This is a genomic window from Catenuloplanes atrovinosus, assembly GCF_031458235.1.
Lineage (GTDB): Bacteria > Actinomycetota > Actinomycetes > Mycobacteriales > Micromonosporaceae > Catenuloplanes > Catenuloplanes atrovinosus.
This window is the reverse complement of sequence record NZ_JAVDYB010000001.1, coordinates 1,975,022-1,990,588: the sequence shown is the minus strand read 5'-3', so window position 1 is coordinate 1,990,588 and position 15,567 is coordinate 1,975,022. Positions and strand designations below refer to the sequence as shown.

Here is a 15,567-nt window from a genome sequence, read left to right as displayed (position 1 = left end):
CGATGACCGACCTGATGCTGCGACGCAGCGGCCACCCCACCGGCGACCTCACCCTCCACGTCGCCGGCGAGATCGACGGCGCCACCGCCCCCTCCCTGGAGCGCGCCCTCCTGGACGCCCTGGCCACCGCCCCCCGCCACCTCCTCATCGACGGCACCGACATCACCTTCTGCGACTCCCGCGGCCTGGCCACCCTCATCACCGCCTGGCGCACCGCCGGCCAGACCGGCGTGACGATGTCCATCCGCCCCAGCCCCCGCCTCCGCCGCGTGATGGCCCTGTCCGGCATCGACTCCCTCTTCGACCTGGTCCCATGACAGCAGCCTGTTCTCCCGCTTCCGGCGTGGTCGCGGCCCGCTTGCTCCCGCGGGCACCGGTCGTCGCCGGCGCTCCTGCCCCCCGGTCCCGCCGGCGACCGGAAGGAACGCCGCCGTGCGCAGGGCACCGGCCGCTGATCGTCCATTGTGGCGATGTGAGGCTCGGGCACGTTATTCGCGCCGAATACGGTGCCTGAGCCTCACGACGTGGCGGCCAGCAGACCCGCGCAACGCGACGCGAGCGGCGACGGCTGCCGCGTGGGTTTCCCGGGCCACGCCGGGACCGGCTCCGTCGCCGCGGGCGGAGCGGAGCGCCGGCGGAGTCGGAGCCCGCGGCGAGGTTTGCCCGCGGGAGCATGCGGAACGGCCCCGCCGGAAGCGGGAAGATCGGAACCGGCATGGCGCGTGCCCGCGGGAAGGTGCGGGATCGGAGCCACGCCGGGAGCGGTGGGACGGGTTACCGCCAGGCACGGCGGGTGATGAGGAGCAGGACGAGGCCGGCGGCGCAGAGGGTGGCGGAGATCGGGTATGCCCAGCGGATGCCGAACGTCTGGGCGATGCCGAACAGCGGGCCCGCCAGCATGGCGCCGATCGTGTACGTGTTGCTGTACAGCGTCGTCGCCCGGCCCGGCTCGCGCGGCAGCATGTTCTGCACGTAGGAGATGCCCAGGCCGGTGACGGCCGCGATGTAGCCGGCGTTGAGGATCTGGCCGGCCAGCAGCATCCACACGTCCGTGGCCAGCCCGGCCAGGGCGTAGTAGGCGGCGCCGAGCACGGCACCGCCGAGGATGAGGGCGCGCAGCGGGAGGCGGGTGGCGAGCGCGCCGGAGCCGAGCATCAGCGGGATCTCCAGCGCCGCGCACAGGCCGAGGATCAGGCCGGAGGCGCTGCCGGAACCGTGCAGATCCTGCGTGACGAACAGCGGGAGCGCCTGGATGCCGAGCGTGAGCGGCGTTTGCAGCAGCGTGAAACCGGCGATCGTCACGGCCAGCACCCAGCCGGGGGCGTTGCCGTGCGCGGCCGGCCGGCGGGCCGGGTCGGGTGGCAGCGCCTCGGGCGCGGGGGCGGCGGTGGGCGGCGTGTGCGGGCCGTCGTCCGGCACCGGGGGCGGCTCGGCCAGCCAGGCGAGCGCGACCAGCAGCGCGGCGGCGAACGCGGCGGCGGCGAGCAGGTAGACGTACTCGAAGCCGTAGGCGGACTGGACGACGGCGGCGACCGGCGGGCCGGCGACCCAGGCCGCGGAGTAGAGCATGCGCAGCGTGCTGATCGCGAGCGCGGACCGGCCGGCGTCGGCGCGGGCGAGCGCCTGCCGCGCGTACGCGAACGACTGCGGAAACGTGGTCTGCGCGAACGCGAAGACCGTGACGGCGAGCAGGAGCAGCATCCAGAAGTCGCGGACGTACGCGGCGGCGACCATGCCCGCGACGCCGGCCACGCCGGTGGCGACCAGCAGCGCGCGCCGGATCCGGTACCGGTCGGAGAACCGGCCGACGACCGTGGACACGGCCACGGACGCCAGCGGCGACGCGACCAGGAAGAGGGTGATCTGCGCGGGACCGGCCCGGACCTCGGTGCTCAGGAACAGCGACAGCAGCGGGGAGAAGACGGCGCCGGACAGGCCCGCCGAGACGCAGATGACGGCGAGCGGCAGAAGCAGCCGCCGCAGACCCCGCGGCCCCTCAAGATCACTCGACACCGGGCCAGGCTACGCCCCGCGCGCTCAGCCCACCGGCGGGTACGGCCGCTCGGCCAGCAGCTGGGCCAGGTGCGCGGTGTTCGCGGCCAGCGTCTTCGTGGCGGAGCCGGTGGAGTCCGGCTTCGGCCCGGCGTCCTTGTAGTCGACGCCGCCCATCGCCTCGCCCACCCAGTACGTGGAGGAGGCCGCCGCGGCCGTGAACCCGACGTCGTTGAGCGCCTGCAGCACCTCCGCGACCACGTGGTGCGCGCCGTCCTCGTTGCCGACCACCGCGACCGCCGCGACCTTGCCGAACGTGAGCATCCGGCCCTGGTCGTCGGTCTCGGACAGCTCGGCGTCGAGCCGTTCCAGCACCATCTTGCACACGCTGGACGGCTGGCCCAGCCAGATCGGGGTGGCGATGACCAGGATCTGCGCGTCCATGATCTTCGCGCGGATGGCGGGCCACTCGTCGCCGTCGCCCTCGTCCGTGGTGACGCCGAACTTCACGCGGTGGTCGGCGACCCGGATCACCTCGCCCTCGACGTCGTGGTCCGCGAGCGCGGTGAGCACCTCCCGGCCCAGCAGCTCGGAGCTGGACGGGTCGTCGGAGGACTTGAGCGAGCAGCCGAGGACGATCGCGCGCAGCGTCATGGAGAACGGTCCCTTCCGGGGGTCGGCGTGGCCTGAAGATCAGGTACCCGTCGCGGTCGGGCACAAACCGGAGGTAGGTTCGCGCGGTGACGTTCTCGATCGTGGGGCGGTCGGCCGACGGGCGACTGCACGGTGTGGCGGTGGCGAGCAAGTTCCTGGCGGCGGGCGCGCTGGTGCCGGCCGCGGAGGCCTCGCTGGGCGCGGTGGCCACCCAGGCGCACCTGAACCTGTCGTACCGGCCGCGGGGCCTGGAGCTGCTGCGGGACGGCCGGTCCGCGGCGGAGACGGTGTCCGCGCTGGTGTCCGGCGACGGCGAGCGCGACCACCGGCAGGTGGGCGTGGTGGGGCCGTCCGGTGCCGGTGCGGCCTTCACCGGCGCGGCGTGTCACGACTGGGCCGGGCACCTGACCGGGGACGGCTACGCGATCCAGGGCAACATCCTGGCCGGGCCGCACGTGCTGGAGGCGGTCCGGGACGCGTGGCTCGATCCGGCGCCGGGCCGGTTCGCCGAGCGGCTGCTGCGCGCGCTGCACGCGGGTGACCTGGCCGGCGGGGACCGGCGCGGGCGGCAGAGCGCGGGGCTGTACGTGGTGGAGAGGGGCGGCGGCTACGGCGGGACCGGCGACGTGCTGGTGGACCTGCGCGCCGACGACCACCCGGACCCGGTGGCGGAGCTGTCCCGGCTGCTGGCCATCCACACCATGCTGTTCGAGAAGCCGGACCCGGCCACGCTGCTGGACCTGACCGGCGCGCTGGCCGCGGAGGTCACCGCGCTGCTGCACGAGCGCGGCCACCGGGTCACCACCACGCTCGACGACGCGCTGGCGAGCTGGGCCGGCATCGAGAACCTGGAGGAGCGCCTGGTGCCGGGCCGCATCGACCCGCTGGTTCTGGCGCACCTGCGCGGCGCCTGAGGCCCGGGTCAGCCGACCGCGGCGGCGCGGCGCGGCATGCCGGCGCCGCCGGCCAGCCCGTGCGCGGCCAGCAGCGCGTCCACGGCCTCGGTGATCATCGCGACTCGCGCGGGTGGCGGTTCCGTCAGGCCGTCCCGGTGCGCGAGCGTGCCGGGAATGGGCCGCAGCGGTACGACGAACGGGTGCACCCCGCGCGCGACCAGCCGCCGCGCGCCCTCGATCAGGTCCGCGGGCCGCTCGCCGAGCCCGACCAGCAGGCAGGTGGAGACGTGGTCGCGGCCGAACACGCGCACGCCGTGCTCCCAGGCCGCCTCGTACTGGGCGAGCGGAACGCGGGCCTTGCCGGGCAGCCAGCGACGGCGCAGCCGGTCGTCGAGCGTCTCGACGTTCATGCCGATCGCGGTGGTGCCGGCCTCGCGCAGCAGCCCGAGCGCGGCCAGGTCGGCCGGTGGTTCGCAGGTGACCTGGATCGGCACGGCCGGGCCGATCGCGGCGCGGATCGCCCGCACGCAGCGGGCCAGGTAGCGGGCGCCCCGGTCGGGGCCGGCGCCGGTGCCGGTGGTCAGCGAGACCCGGTCGGCGCCGTCCAGCCGCACGGCCGCGCGCACCGCCTCGGCGAGCTGTGCGGGGCGCTTCACCGGCAGCGTGCCGTCCGGCTCGCGCAGCGGCTCCTCGATCGCGCAGAACCGGCACCGGTCCGGCTCGGCGTACCGCACGCACGTCTGCACGACCGTGGACGTGACGAGGCCGGCCTCCGGCATGCGGGCGATCCGGTGGTACGGCGTGCCGTCGGCGGTGACGAGGTCGTGGAAGCGGGGGCGCGGAACCGGAGGCTCGGCCATCCCCTCATGGTCGGCAGCACCCGTGCGTGCCGGGTTTCGGGTGTGAGAAGCGCCGGTGAACCCGGCCTCACGTCCACTGTGGCCCCCTTGTGAGAGGGCCACAGTCGGGCGTGGTCAGGGCATCTCGTCCTCACGCGGCTTGCGCACGACGTCCAGGTACCGCCGGTGGCTGGCACCGTAGATCGCGAAGTTGAGTCGTGCCTCGTCGAGGCTGAGCTCACCGTTCGGACCGCCCTTGGCGACCTTGGCGTCCCGGTCGCTCGATCCGTCCTCTGTCCAGAAACACACCGGGCACGTCCCGCCCCCGGTTCGGTATCCGCAACACGCACACCGGCTGACTACAAACTGCTCCACCCCGGTTACCTTGCCATGCCGCCTCCGAGGCGGGTAGACCGGAGTTCCTCTCGCCCGGCGGCCCGTTTCCGGGCGCCGGCAGAGACCTCCACGCAGCGGGATCCGGAGCCGCGCGCGGCGCGGATGGGTCCGTTCACCCGCAGTCGCAGGTGACATAGGTCACACACTGTGCGTGAGCTGTACGGATGTGGATCACGCCGAAAACGGTCGAACCATTGCGCGTCCCGACCGCGTACTCATGGGCGCCTCGCTGATTCTCCCGCCGCTTGGATGGGCGGCGGCGGCAGAGAGAAGGAAATGACGATGTTTCGGAACAGCCCGCGGCTCCCACTGTCGCGCCGCAAGATGCTCATCGGCGCCGGCACCGCGACGGTCGGAATCGGTACCGCCGGCGTGGTCGGACTGGCCGCGGCACAGGGCAACGGCGCCGAGTCCGAGGACGCGATCGTCGTCCAGGTGCTCGATGCGAAGGAAGGCCGGCTTGCCGTCTTCGTCGGCGAGGAAGTGATCGAGGTCAAGGACAAGGGTCTCGCATCCGACCTGGTCAAGGCCGCCAAGAAAAAGAAGTGACCTCCCTTTCCCGCCCCTCTCCCGACCTGAAGAGGTAACAGCATGTCTTCGCACCGCGAGGCCCCCGAGATCTCGAAAGACCCGGTCGCCGACAGCACCGACCTTTACGCGTTCGTCAGCCCGGACAAACCGGACACCGTGACGATCATCGCGAACTATCTGCCGCTTCAGGTGCCGTCCGGCGGCCCGAACTTCTTCGAGTTCGGCGACGACGTGCTCTACGAGATCCACATCGACAACAACGGCGACGCGCAGGCCGACCTCGTCTACCAATTCAGGTTCAAGACGGTCATCAACAACGACAAGACGTTCCTCTACAACACGGGACCGATCGAATCGCTGGACGACCCCGACTGGAACCGGCAGCAGTTCTACACGGTCACCTGCGTCGACATGCACGGCAAGGCCACCGTGCTGGGCGAGAACATCCCGTGCCCGCCGTGCAACATCGGCCCGTCGTCCACGCCGGACTACGCGAAGCTGGCCAAGGACGCGGTCTACAAGCTCGCCGGCGGCGCGCGGGTCTTCGCCGGGCAGCGCGCGGACGGCTTCTTCGTCGACCTGGGCGCCATCTTCGACCTGGGCACGCTGCGGCCGTTCCAGAACCTGCACGTGGCCGGCAAGAACATCTTCGACGCGGCCGGCGACGGCGTGAACGCGCTCGACAAGACCAACGTGCACAGCATCGCGCTCCAGCTGCCGATCACCTCGGTCACCAAGGGCGGCAAGACGTACAAGCACACCGACGCGGAGGCCACCATCGGCGTGTGGACCACCGCCAGCCGCCGCCAGGTCCGGGTGCTGCACGGCAAGAACGGCGACGACCTCGACCTCGGCCCGACCGTGCAGGTCTCCCGGCTCGGCAACCCGTTGTTCAACGAGGTCATCGTGCCGATGGCGCAGAAGGACCAGTTCAACGCTCTCCCGCCGAAGGAGGACAAGCGGTTCGCCGAGTTCGTGGCCCGGCCCGAGCTGGCCACGCTGCTGCCGGTCCTCTACCCGGACGTGTTCCCCAACCTGGAGAAGCTGGTCGCGGACAAGACCGAGCGCGCCGACCTGCTGGCGATCCTGCTCACCGGCATCCCCGAGGGAATCATCGACGGCTTCCAGAACTTCACCGGCGAGACCCAGGCCGACATGCTCCGGCTCAACACCGCCATCCCGCCGGCGTCCGAGCCGAACGCGTTCGGGCTGGTCGCGGGCGACGCGGCGGGCTGGCCGAACGGGCGCCGGCCGGAGGACGACGTGGTCGGCATCGCGCTGCGCGCGGTCGCGGGCGCCACCTTCCCGCTGATCGACGAGAACTTCACGCCGGACGAGGCCACCGGGCTGCTGGAGCAGGGCATCACCGCGGCCGACGTCACCGCCGGTTTCCTCGGCCACTTCCCCTACCTGGGCCTGCCCTACGACGGGTTCAACAACCCGTCCTGACCGTTCCCCCGTCCGTACCGTCGAGGAGCACCGCGATGCACACGCACCATCACTACGGCACGTCCGAGACCGGCAGCGTCATGCTGGACATCGGCCGGGACACCGGCGCGCTCGTCATCTACACCGGCCCCGAGCAGCAGGGCCTGGAGATCGAGATCAGCCCGCTGGACATGATCCCGGCGACCCGCACGCACGTGGCCGTGCGCGAGCGCCTGATCAACCACGGGCGGCTCTACTGCGCGGTCTACCCGAGCCTGCCGGCCGGCCGCTACGCGGTGTGGCGCGGCGAGGCCGAGCAGGCCGGCACGGTCACGGTCGCGGCCTCCCGCGTCGCCGAGTTCTCCTGGCCGGCCGCCTGAGGTGCCCGGGGGTACGGACGCGGGTCCGTACCCCGGGGATGCTCATCGGCCCTTGGGTTTGACCAGTGCCCAGGCCGTCCGGACCGCGGTGTCCTCGGTGCCGAGGATGCCCTCGAACTCGCTGAACGGGCCGGGGCCGAAGCGGGCGAACACGTCGTCCGCCGTGCCGCCCACCCGGTCCGGGCCGACACCGAAGAAGAACGACGGGTCGGCGCCGCCCTCGTCCATGATGTTCAGCTGGTCGTCGGTGCTGGCGAGGTGCCAGTTGCCCAGGTAGTGACCGGCCTCGTGGCTGACCAGGTTGCCCAGCACCCGGCCGACGAACGCGACCCGGTCGCTGGCCGGCGTGAGGTACGTGTTCAGCGAGACCGGGTCACCGGCCGGGCCGCTGAGCAGGTCCAGCAGCACGATCGCGGTCTCCTCCCGGTCGAAGTTGCCCGGGTCGATCGACTGCGCGATGCCCACCGTGGGGATGCCCAGCTCCTCGATGGTGCCGCCCATGATCACCCGGCTGGTGTCCGGGGCGCCCCAGGTCTCCGGACCGTCCTCGCTGGTCACCACGCGCACGGCCAGCTGGTCCACGCGCGCGTCCCGGCGGGCCAGGTTGAGCTGGGTCTCCACGGTCCGCGTCATCACGTCCAGCAGCCGCGGCAGATCCGCCTCGGTCAGCCCCCAGTTCGGCAGGAACGCGGAGAGCCCGGTCACCGGCCGCTCGCCCGGCGTCACGCCGACGTTGAAGATGTCCGGGTCGATCGTGGCGCCGTCCGTGTCCAGCAGCAGCGTCTGCGTCGTGCCCCGCGGCCGCGTCTCCGCCGGCGGCCGGGTGATCAGCGCGTTGGCCGTGTAGGCGCCGGCACCCCGCCCGACCACGATCCGGTGCCGGCCGGAGACCGCGGCGATGTGGTCCGCGGTCGCGTTGCCGCCCTTCGGCAGCGCCGACTCGGCCGGCATGATGTAGGACAGGTCGCCCGGCGAGCCGAACACCAGCGTGCCGCTCGGGTCGTAGATGGACAGCGTGTTCGCGCCGCCGGTCACGTTCAGCCCGAGCACGTCGCCCTTGTCCAGGTCCACCGCGTACGAGTCCCGGTCCTCGACGGCCACCTGCAGCAGCAGCTCGTACGGCCCCTCGGACTCCGCGCCCGGACCGCTCGCCGGATCGTTCGGATCGGCCGGGAGCAGCTGCGGGCTCCAGCCGCCGATCGCCACGTAGTACGTGCCGTCCGCGGGCAGCTCGATCGAGAACAGGCTGCTGAGGTCCTCCGGCGGTGCCTGGTCGTCGTTGCCGCCGAGCAGCGTGCCGTCCGCCGCGTAGAGGATCGCCACGCTGTCCAGCACCCCGCCCGGCGTGTCCACGTCCGCGGTCACGACCTCGCCCGCCCGGCCGGTCAGCCGGTAGAAGTCGAAGTCGCCGGTGCCGGTGCCGGCCGCGCCGTGCGGGCCGTCGCCGATCGTGCCGCTGGTGGTGACCGCGCGCTGCTGCGCCGCGATGCCGGTGTCCGTGGCCAGCGGGATCGCGCCGTCGTCCTCGGCCGGCGGCGCCAGCGGCACCCGCGGCGGGACCTCGGACGCGAGCGTGCCACCGATCGTGAACGAGCCGGACTCGTGCCGCCCGGAGCCGACGCCCCGGATGAACTCCGGCCGCGTGTCGTTGCGGCCGCGAACCGTGGCCGGCTCGCGCTCCGAGTACGCCCCGCCGCCACCCGGCCGGGCGCCGGCCGCGGTCGTGCCGGTGGCCATCACGCGCTGCCAGGCGGCGACCTCGGTGCTGGTCACCCTGCCGTCCAGGCCGAACGTCAGGCCGGACGCGCCGCGCGCACCCAGCGGGGTCTTCCCGCCGATCGACAGGTACGGGTTCGCACCGGTCGCGGTCAGGTTCTTGCCCGGCGCCGGTGGTTCGGCCTGGGCCGGTGCGGGAGCCGCCACGGTGACGGCCAGGGCGAGGACGAGCAGTGGCGGTGCGGTCTTGCGCAGGGTTGTGCGTGCGTTCACTACGCCTCCCATAGACGCGGGACACTGGACCGGGAGTCAGCGTAGGCATGGTTATTCGATTCCCGCTGTCCCGTTCCGGCGCTACCGTTCCCGCCGTGGAGCCCGTGATCCGCCTCGCCACCGCAGCCGACCTGCCGCTTCTGCCATCGATCGAGGTCGCCGCGGGCGCCGCTTTCGCTCGCATCGACATGCACGACATCGCGGCCGATGCGCCGCCGTCGCCGGCCGAATACGCCGCTCACCAGCAGGACGGGCGCGCCTGGGTGGCGGTCGACGGCCGCACGCCGGTCGCGTACCTGCTGGCCGACCGCGTCGACGGCACCGCGCACGTCGGGCAGGTGAGCGTGCACCCGGCCTGGGCCGGCCGGCGTCTCGGTGCCGCGCTGATCTCCACGTGTACGGCGTGGGGCCGCTCCTGGGGCGCCCGGCACACCACGCTGACCACGTTCGCGGAGGTGCCGTGGAACGCGCCGTACTACGCGCGGCTGGGCTTCACCGTCGTACCGCCGGGGGCGCTGACGCCCGGCCTGGCCGCGATCCGGGCCGCCGAGGCCGCACGCGGGCTGGACCGCTGGCCGCGCGTGACGATGAGCCGGGATTCCTAATCCGGGTCCCCTCGCCGTCCGATGGGCCTCGGACGAGGAGGTGCGACGCTTGCCATGGCCCACACCGTGACGGCCCGCCGCGTACCGTGATGAGCGACGTCGAGGCCCGCGAGACCGCGGTGCGGGAGCGGCTGCTGGACATCGCCGGCCCGGACCCCTCCCCCGCCGAGCGTGAGCTGATGATCCGCCTGCTCGGCAACTTCCTCCGCAAGGTACCCGCCATGCTCGACCACCTCGAGACCACGCTGGCCGCGGACGACCTCGCCCCGGCCCGCGTCGCCGCACACGCCCTGCGCGGCTCGGCCTCCAACATCGGCGCGGACGGCCTGGCGGTTCTGGCGGGCGCGCTCGAGGACGAACTCCGCGCCGGCCACCGCCCCGCCGCCGGCTCCATCACCGCCCTCCGCACCGAATCCGATGCCGTGCGCCCCCTGCTCACCGCCGCCGCCCACCGCCTCTCCACCGCACCACCGGCGTGAGCCGAGCGCGGCGCCGGGGCGCCCCGTGCCGGTCCGGCACCACCCCTAGGTCATCCTAGGAGGCTGGTTCAATTCTGCGGACGCGCGGCGCGGTGCGCGAGGTGTCCGGTCCACCGGCGGGGCGCGCCGGCCGCACCGGGCCCGGGCCGGAAGATCGCCCGTCCGAGCCCGAGGAAGGTTCGTGTAGCGCGGAGCACGGTTGGGTAGAGACCTCCATATCACACCACGGACATGGCGGGGGCGAGAACGCCCCGTTTTCTACATAGGAGGCTGGCGTGCGTATCGGAGCGGTCGTCATCATCATCTGGCTGATCATCGGTGTCCTCGCGGCGGGGCAGCGGGGGTACTTCGCCAATGACGCGGACAACTGTGCGGAGGTCTCGACGACCGCGGTGACGATCGTGGCGGGGCCGCTCAACTACGTGGGCCTCAACCCGAAGGTGAACTGCGAGGCGCCGCAGCCCTCCGAGTGACGGCATGGAGCAAGGGGCCGGCGGGTTCGCCGGCCCCTTCGCGTGGGCGTAGGTTTGGGGCGTGAATCTGCCTGATCCCGCCGCGGGGGTGGCGATGCCGACCGGGTTCGGCCTCGCGGAGCTGGTTCCGGACGCGACGGCGCCGGGCGCGTGGACGCTGACGGTGGACGGCGTCCCTCAGTCGTACGTCGACGTCGGCGATCCGACGCGGATGAAGTTCGACTACATGCGGCGGCTGGTGACCGTGGTGGACACGGCGGCGGAGCCGGGCGCACCGCTGCGCGTGCTGCACCTGGGCGGCGGCGCGCTGAGCCTGCCGCGGTTCGTCGCGGCCACCCGGCCCGGGTCGGTGCAGACCGTGGTCGACCGGGACGAGCTGCTGATGGCGCTGATCTGGGAGCGGCTGCCGCTGCCCGAGGACGCCGGCGTGACGGTGCTGCTCGGCGACGCGCGGGAAACGCTGGAGAGCCTGCCGGACGACGAGTTCGACCTGGTCGTCGCGGATGTGTACCAGGCGGCCCGCATGCCGCGCAGCATCGCCGGCACCGGGTTCGTGCGCGAGGCGAGCCGGGTGCTGCGGCCGGACGGGCTGCTCGCGGTGAACGTGGTGGACGTGCCGCCGCTGGCCCGGACGCGGGTGCTGGCGGCGACGCTGGCCGCGGTGCTGCCGGACGTGTGCGTGATCGGCGAGGCGGGCATGCTGCGCGGCCGGAAGTACGGGAACACGGTGCTGGTCGCCGGGATGTCCGAGCGGCGAATCCCGGTGGACCGGCTGGCCGCGCTGGCGGAGCGCGACCCGGAGCCGGGCCGGGTGATCGGCGGCGACGCCCTGGCCGGGTTCACCGGCGGCGCCGCACCGCTGGACGACCCGATCGTCACGGGGTGAGACCGCGAGCCAGGCGGGACAGCAGTTCGTCGCGGATCAGCGGGCGCGTGCCGTAGACCAGCAGCATCCCGGCCTCGCGCAGCAACCGCTCCGGGTGGTCGCCGCGCAGCCCACCCCGGGACCCGCGGTGCACGATCAGCGTGGTGGCGGCGCGCACGGCCAGCTCGGACGCGGTGGCGCGGGCGGCCGGCGTCTTCTCCGGGTCGGCGGCGAGCAGCGCGGCGCGGGCCGCCTCCAGTTCCGCGTCGAGTGACGACGGGCCGAGCAGCGCACAGCAGCGGCGCACCACGCCCAGCGCGAGGAAGCCGTTGAGCGCGGAGCCGCTGGCCTCGGTGCGCGCCCACGAGTCGTACGGCAGCGTGTGCATCAGCCGGTCCGCGGGCACGGCGTGGCCGGTGAAGCGCAGCACCGCGGTCCGGCTGGCGCGCAGCGCGGACAGGTCCTGCACGGTGCCGCTCAGCGTGGCCGACGGCACCGCGTCGACCAGCAGGAAGCAGGCGTTGCCGGCGTCGTCGCGCGCGCCGGCCTGCACCACGTCGATCATGTCCCAGCCGCTGACCCACGGCACCTCGCCGTCCAGCACGTACCCGCCGTCGTCGGCCCGCCGCACCCGCATGCCCTCGCCGCCGGGGCGCAGGCCGGCGAGTGCGACGCCGCCGCGCACGTCGCCGTCGGCCAGCCGCCGCAGCCACGTGTCGCGCAGGCCGGGCGTGCGGCTCGCGGCGGCGCCGAGCACCACGCCGTGGTGCTGCATCCAGACCAGTGTGGTGGTCAGGCAGCCGCTCGCCAGCGTCTCCAGCAGGTAGGCGGCCGTGGCCATGTCCTCCATGCCGAGGCCGCCGAGCTCGGCCGGGGCCGCCACGCCGTAGAAACCGAACCGCCGCAGCAGGTCCAGGTGCGACTGCGGCACCCGCCCGGCCCGGTCCACCTCGGCCGCCGCCGGCAGGAACATCTCCTCGGCAAGCTGTTCCGCCCGGGAGCGCATGGTCGCCGCATCAGTCATACCGCTAACGTAGCGGTTCCGTTATGCCAGGATCAGGCGGCGACGCCCGATACGTACGCCTGATCGAGCCGCAGCGCGACCTCCTCGGCCTGGTCGCGGATCTCCGGGATCGCGGTGGTCTCCCAGAGCCGCCCGCGCCGCAGCGGCCCCACCACCCACAGCGGCGCCGCCACGTCCAGTCCCAGCCCGTACGGCCCGGCGCGCGCCAGCCCGTCCGCGATCAGCGCGCCGATCAGCGGGTCCGCGGCCTCCGGCAGCCGCCCGGGCCCGGCCGCGCTCACCACCTGCGCGTTCCCACGATCAAAACCCGCCACGGTACGGACGAGCAGCGCACCGCTGTCCCGGAACCGGGCGAGGTCCGCCGCGACCGCCGGGGGCATCCGGTGCCGGTGCACGTCCCAGTGCCGGGCGCAGTGCCGCAGGAAGCGTTCCCGGTCCGCGTCGCTCGCCGCGGCCCACAGCGCGTTCGCGTGCGGCCGCACCGCGTCCACCACCGCCTGCCAGCCGCCCGGGTGCCGGGCCGCCAGCTCCCGAATCCCCCGGACGAGTGACCGCGGCGACCGGGCGCGCGCGACCAGCTCGCCGACCGGCGCGGGCTCCGGCCGTACCGCCTCGTGGACCCGGGGCAGCAGGCCGCGGCGGGAGACCATGACGACCGGCGCGGCGCGGTTCCGGCGCAGCAGCGTGAGCGCCACGTCGACCGCGGTCAGCCCGGTGCCGGCGATGACGACCGGCCGGTCCGGGTCGATCGCGTCCAGCGCGCCGGGCGCCCACGGGTCCGGCACCAGCTCCGGGTGCCCGGCCACGAACGCGGGCACGGCCGGCCGGGGCGGCCCGAGGGCCAGCACCACGTCGGTGGCGCGCACCGGCCGGCCGCGCGCCAGGTGCACGACCGGGCCGGGGCCGATCCGGACGGCGCGGTCGGTGCGCAGCTCCACCGGCGTGCCGGCCAGGATCGCGCGCAGGTGGTCGCCGTACGCCCGCCGGGGCCGGAACTCCTCCGGGTCGGGCGCGGCGAAGTCCGGTCCCATCGCGGCCGCGCGCGAGTTGAGCAGGTGCCACGGCTCGGGCGCGCGGTACGCCGGGCCGCCGGGCACGTGCTCGTCGATCATGATCAGGGGCCGGCCCGGACATCGGCGGTGGAGCGCGGCGGCGGTGAGGATGCCGCTCGCGCCGGCCCCGATGATCGCGACTGTCATGCCGCGTTCAACGAGCGCGAATCCCCACGGAAACGATAGGAGAGCTGGGCGTTACCGGCCGAATCGCGCGAGGTAGTGCCAGGCCCACTTCAGCACCTGCGGATCATGGCCGGGCTCGCGCGCCGCGTCGCCGAGCGACCGGGGCACCAGCAGACCGTCGCCGGCCAGGCGCTCCGCGAACTCGCGGCCCGGGTCCGGGCGGTAGCCGGGATGCCGGCGCAGCTCGCCCGCGCTCACCCGGAAGCCCGGGTGCCACTCCACCGGGCAGGGCAGCGCGCGCGCCGCCGCCTCCACCGCGGTCCCCGCGTAGCTCGGATCGAGCACCAGCGCCTCCACGTCGCGGTCCAGCAGCACCGGGCCGTGCACGTGCGCCTCCACGTAGTCGTCGAGCGGGTCGAGCCCGGCCGTGGACACCTCCGGCATGCTGCCGCGCACGCCGAACGTGTGCGGCCCGGCCGCGCTGTCCGGGAAGCAGAACGTGGTGCGGTCGAGCGCGTGCGGCGCCAGCCGGAAGTGCGCCGACCCGAACCGGGGCGAGCCGCCGGTCGGCAGGCCCCGGAGGTTGAGCGAGCCGTAGACCGGGCGGTGCCACGGCCCGGCGTCGTCGTAGACCGCGCCGAACAGGCCGCTCTCCCACCGCCACCGGTCGCCGCCCGGGTGCGCGGTCAGGCCCCCGTTGCTGGTCCGCGTCTCGAACTGCGACCGGTACCGGTTGTCCCGCCGCATCGCGTCGAGGATCGGCTCGCCGGTCACGGTGAGCCGGTCGGGGTGGAAGTGCAGCGTGACGGCGACGCCGTCGGGCAGGGGCGAACCGGTGGCGCGCGCGGCGACGTGCGCGACAGCGCGTTGATGCAGCTCCATCCGCGCATGATCGGGTTCCCCGTGCACCGGGCGCCACCGAATTCTTACTCAACCGGGCGGTTGACAACGGCGCCGCGTAGGCTAGTCTTCAACTTATAAGTTAATTAACCAGGTGGTTGAAGACGATGGCAGACAGACTGAGCGAGGTGTTCGCGGCGCTGGCCGATCCGACCCGGCGGGCGATCCTGGCCCGGCTCAGCGAGGGCGAGGCGACCGTGAACGAGCTTGCCAAGCCGTTCCCGGTCAGCCTCCAGGCGATCTCCAAGCACCTCAAGGTGCTGGAGCGCGCGGGGTTGATAGTGCGCGGCCGCGACGCCCAGTGGCGGCCCTGCCGACTCGACCCGGAGCCGCTGCGCGAGGTCGCGACGTTCGTCGAGCAGTACCGGCGGTTCTGGGACGAGCGCTACGCGACCCTCGACACCTACCTGCGAGACCTGCGAGACCAGTCAGCACCGGAGAGGGAGACGGAATGATGACCGAGCAACTGACCGTGGACCGGATGTCCGACACCGAGCTCGTGATGACCCGCGTCGTCGACGCGCCGCGCGAGCTGGTCTGGGCCTGCCACACCCGGGCCGAGCACCTGCGCCGGTGGTGGGGACGCGGCAACCCGCTGGACGTCGAGATCGACTTCCGGGTCGGCGGGAAGTACCGGTACGTGGAGCACGCGGCGGACGGCAACGCGTACGCGTTCCGCGGCGAGTTCCTGGAGATCGAGGCGCCGTCGCGGCTGGTGCAGACCTTCGAGTTCGAGGGGATGCCCGGGCACGTGGCCACGGACTCGCTGGTCCTGACGGAGGAGAACGGCCGGACCACGCTCACCACCACGTCCCGCTTCACCACGAAGGACGACCTGGACGGCATGGTCTCGTCCGGCATGGCGGACGGGGCGCAGCGGTCCTACGTGGCGCTGGACGCGCTGCTGCGCGAGCTGTCGGCCTGAGAAGCCGTTCGGG

The 15,567-nt window shown here is 73.5% G+C and carries 19 protein-coding genes; 11 read left to right on the top strand and 8 right to left on the bottom strand.

Annotated features, from left to right (window positions below):
- The first annotated feature begins 2 nt into the window (after positions 1 to 2).
- The gene (locus J2S41_RS08750) at positions 3 to 317 is read left to right on the top strand and encodes an STAS domain-containing protein (RefSeq protein ID WP_310365331.1); all 315 of its coding nucleotides are present in this window, start codon (positions 3 to 5) and stop codon (positions 315 to 317) included.
- 457 nt (positions 318 to 774) lie between these two features.
- Here J2S41_RS08750 and J2S41_RS08745 read toward each other — a convergent pair whose 3' ends face one another.
- Both J2S41_RS08745 and J2S41_RS08740 read right to left on the bottom strand, forming a co-directional pair.
- Entirely contained in the window at positions 775 to 2,013 is a 1,239-nt protein-coding gene (locus J2S41_RS08745) for an MFS transporter (protein ID WP_310365328.1), read from the bottom strand.
- 24 nt (positions 2,014 to 2,037) lie between these two features.
- A complete protein-coding gene (locus J2S41_RS08740) occupies positions 2,038 to 2,646 on the bottom strand; it encodes a flavodoxin family protein (protein ID WP_310365325.1) in 609 nt (202 codons plus the stop codon).
- An 86-nt stretch (positions 2,647 to 2,732) separates the two neighbouring features.
- On the opposite strand from J2S41_RS08740, the gene J2S41_RS08735 reads away from it, so the two are divergent.
- Positions 2,733 to 3,560, top strand: a complete 828-nt coding sequence (locus J2S41_RS08735) for a DUF1028 domain-containing protein (protein WP_310365322.1) — start codon at positions 2,733 to 2,735, stop codon at positions 3,558 to 3,560.
- An 8-nt stretch (positions 3,561 to 3,568) separates the two neighbouring features.
- Here the strand turns inward: J2S41_RS08735 and J2S41_RS08730 are convergent, their stop codons facing one another.
- Both J2S41_RS08730 and J2S41_RS08725 read right to left on the bottom strand, forming a co-directional pair.
- Positions 3,569 to 4,402 carry an MSMEG_0568 family radical SAM protein gene (locus tag J2S41_RS08730; protein ID WP_310365320.1) on the bottom strand — a complete coding sequence of 278 codons (834 nt, stop codon included), beginning with the start codon at positions 4,400 to 4,402 and terminating at the stop codon, positions 3,569 to 3,571.
- 114 nt (positions 4,403 to 4,516) lie between these two features.
- The gene (locus J2S41_RS08725; protein WP_310365316.1) at positions 4,517 to 4,912 is read right to left on the bottom strand and encodes a CPCC family cysteine-rich protein; all 396 of its coding nucleotides are present in this window, start codon (positions 4,910 to 4,912) and stop codon (positions 4,517 to 4,519) included.
- Between the two features lie 141 nt (positions 4,913 to 5,053).
- Here J2S41_RS08725 and J2S41_RS08720 point away from each other — a divergent pair, with 141 nt between their 5' ends.
- From J2S41_RS08720 to J2S41_RS08710, 3 genes are read left to right on the top strand one after another with little or no spacing between them, the layout of a single operon-like run.
- Positions 5,054 to 5,326 carry a hypothetical protein gene (locus J2S41_RS08720; protein ID WP_310365314.1) on the top strand — a complete coding sequence of 91 codons (273 nt, stop codon included), beginning with the start codon at positions 5,054 to 5,056 and terminating at the stop codon, positions 5,324 to 5,326.
- Positions 5,327 to 5,368: 42 nt separating this feature from the next.
- Positions 5,369 to 6,757, top strand: a complete 1,389-nt coding sequence (locus tag J2S41_RS08715; RefSeq protein WP_310365312.1) for a DUF4331 domain-containing protein — start codon at positions 5,369 to 5,371, stop codon at positions 6,755 to 6,757.
- A 35-nt stretch (positions 6,758 to 6,792) separates the two neighbouring features.
- Positions 6,793 to 7,116 carry a phospholipase gene (locus tag J2S41_RS08710; protein ID WP_310365307.1) on the top strand — a complete coding sequence of 108 codons (324 nt, stop codon included), beginning with the start codon at positions 6,793 to 6,795 and terminating at the stop codon, positions 7,114 to 7,116.
- A gap of 42 nt (positions 7,117 to 7,158) precedes the next feature.
- Here the strand turns inward: J2S41_RS08710 and J2S41_RS08705 are convergent, their stop codons facing one another.
- On the bottom strand, positions 7,159 to 9,105 hold the full coding sequence (locus J2S41_RS08705) for a PPC domain-containing protein (RefSeq protein ID WP_310365304.1): 1,947 nt from the start codon (positions 9,103 to 9,105) through the stop codon (positions 7,159 to 7,161).
- A 95-nt stretch (positions 9,106 to 9,200) separates the two neighbouring features.
- On the opposite strand from J2S41_RS08705, the gene J2S41_RS08700 reads away from it, so the two are divergent.
- From J2S41_RS08700 to J2S41_RS08685, 4 genes are all read left to right on the top strand, one after another.
- Complete coding sequence (locus J2S41_RS08700) at positions 9,201 to 9,710, top strand: GNAT family N-acetyltransferase (RefSeq protein ID WP_310365302.1); 510 nt, start codon at positions 9,201 to 9,203, stop codon at positions 9,708 to 9,710.
- An 89-nt stretch (positions 9,711 to 9,799) separates the two neighbouring features.
- The gene (locus tag J2S41_RS08695; RefSeq protein WP_310365300.1) at positions 9,800 to 10,189 is read left to right on the top strand and encodes an Hpt domain-containing protein; all 390 of its coding nucleotides are present in this window, start codon (positions 9,800 to 9,802) and stop codon (positions 10,187 to 10,189) included.
- A 275-nt stretch (positions 10,190 to 10,464) separates the two neighbouring features.
- Positions 10,465 to 10,662: a hypothetical protein gene (locus tag J2S41_RS08690; protein ID WP_310365297.1), complete on the top strand. Its 198-nt coding sequence runs from the start codon at positions 10,465 to 10,467 to the stop codon at positions 10,660 to 10,662.
- A gap of 61 nt (positions 10,663 to 10,723) precedes the next feature.
- Positions 10,724 to 11,548: a spermidine synthase gene (locus J2S41_RS08685; protein ID WP_310365296.1), complete on the top strand. Its 825-nt coding sequence runs from the start codon at positions 10,724 to 10,726 to the stop codon at positions 11,546 to 11,548.
- Here the strand turns inward: J2S41_RS08685 and J2S41_RS08680 are convergent.
- From J2S41_RS08680 to J2S41_RS08670, 3 genes are read right to left on the bottom strand one after another with little or no spacing between them, the layout of a single operon-like run.
- On the bottom strand, positions 11,538 to 12,551 hold the full coding sequence (locus tag J2S41_RS08680) for an acyl-CoA dehydrogenase family protein (RefSeq protein WP_310365295.1): 1,014 nt from the start codon (positions 12,549 to 12,551) through the stop codon (positions 11,538 to 11,540). The two genes, J2S41_RS08685 and J2S41_RS08680, sit on opposite strands and share 11 nt — an antisense overlap.
- 32 nt (positions 12,552 to 12,583) lie before the next feature.
- The gene (locus J2S41_RS08675) at positions 12,584 to 13,750 is read right to left on the bottom strand and encodes an FAD/NAD(P)-binding protein (RefSeq protein ID WP_310365294.1); all 1,167 of its coding nucleotides are present in this window, start codon (positions 13,748 to 13,750) and stop codon (positions 12,584 to 12,586) included.
- 51 nt (positions 13,751 to 13,801) lie between these two features.
- Positions 13,802 to 14,611 carry a DUF3626 domain-containing protein gene (locus tag J2S41_RS08670; RefSeq protein WP_310365292.1) on the bottom strand — a complete coding sequence of 270 codons (810 nt, stop codon included), beginning with the start codon at positions 14,609 to 14,611 and terminating at the stop codon, positions 13,802 to 13,804.
- Between the two features lie 125 nt (positions 14,612 to 14,736).
- Here J2S41_RS08670 and J2S41_RS08665 point away from each other — a divergent pair, with 125 nt between their 5' ends.
- Both J2S41_RS08665 and J2S41_RS08660 read left to right on the top strand, forming a co-directional pair.
- A complete protein-coding gene (locus J2S41_RS08665) occupies positions 14,737 to 15,084 on the top strand; it encodes an ArsR/SmtB family transcription factor (RefSeq protein WP_310365289.1) in 348 nt (115 codons plus the stop codon).
- Entirely contained in the window at positions 15,081 to 15,554 is a 474-nt protein-coding gene (locus J2S41_RS08660; protein WP_310365287.1) for an SRPBCC family protein, read from the top strand. The genes J2S41_RS08665 and J2S41_RS08660 overlap by 4 nt, the downstream gene beginning before the upstream one ends.
- Positions 15,555 to 15,567: the final 13 nt, after the last annotated feature.

Bases quoted from the DNA above. Each gene is read 5' to 3' on its own strand.
- J2S41_RS08665 (WP_310365289.1), top strand. From the start codon at position 14,737: ATGGCAGACAGACTGAGCGAGGTGTTCGCGGCGCTGGCCGATCCGACC.
- J2S41_RS08750 (WP_310365331.1), top strand. From the start codon at position 3: ATGACCGACCTGATGCTGCGACGCAGCGGCCACCCCACCGGCGACCTC.
- J2S41_RS08715 (WP_310365312.1), top strand. From the start codon at position 5,369: ATGTCTTCGCACCGCGAGGCCCCCGAGATCTCGAAAGACCCGGTCGCC.
- J2S41_RS08725 (WP_310365316.1), bottom strand. From the start codon at position 4,912: ATGTCACCTGCGACTGCGGGTGAACGGACCCATCCGCGCCGCGCGCGG.
- J2S41_RS08660 (WP_310365287.1), top strand. From the start codon at position 15,081: ATGATGACCGAGCAACTGACCGTGGACCGGATGTCCGACACCGAGCTC.
- J2S41_RS08675 (WP_310365294.1), bottom strand. From the start codon at position 13,750: ATGACAGTCGCGATCATCGGGGCCGGCGCGAGCGGCATCCTCACCGCC.
- J2S41_RS08680 (WP_310365295.1), bottom strand. From the start codon at position 12,551: ATGACTGATGCGGCGACCATGCGCTCCCGGGCGGAACAGCTTGCCGAG.
- J2S41_RS08670 (WP_310365292.1), bottom strand. From the start codon at position 14,611: ATGGAGCTGCATCAACGCGCTGTCGCGCACGTCGCCGCGCGCGCCACC.
- J2S41_RS08730 (WP_310365320.1), bottom strand. From the start codon at position 4,402: ATGGCCGAGCCTCCGGTTCCGCGCCCCCGCTTCCACGACCTCGTCACC.
- J2S41_RS08710 (WP_310365307.1), top strand. From the start codon at position 6,793: ATGCACACGCACCATCACTACGGCACGTCCGAGACCGGCAGCGTCATG.
- J2S41_RS08720 (WP_310365314.1), top strand. From the start codon at position 5,054: ATGACGATGTTTCGGAACAGCCCGCGGCTCCCACTGTCGCGCCGCAAG.
- J2S41_RS08740 (WP_310365325.1), bottom strand. From the start codon at position 2,646: ATGACGCTGCGCGCGATCGTCCTCGGCTGCTCGCTCAAGTCCTCCGAC.
- J2S41_RS08695 (WP_310365300.1), top strand. From the start codon at position 9,800: ATGAGCGACGTCGAGGCCCGCGAGACCGCGGTGCGGGAGCGGCTGCTG.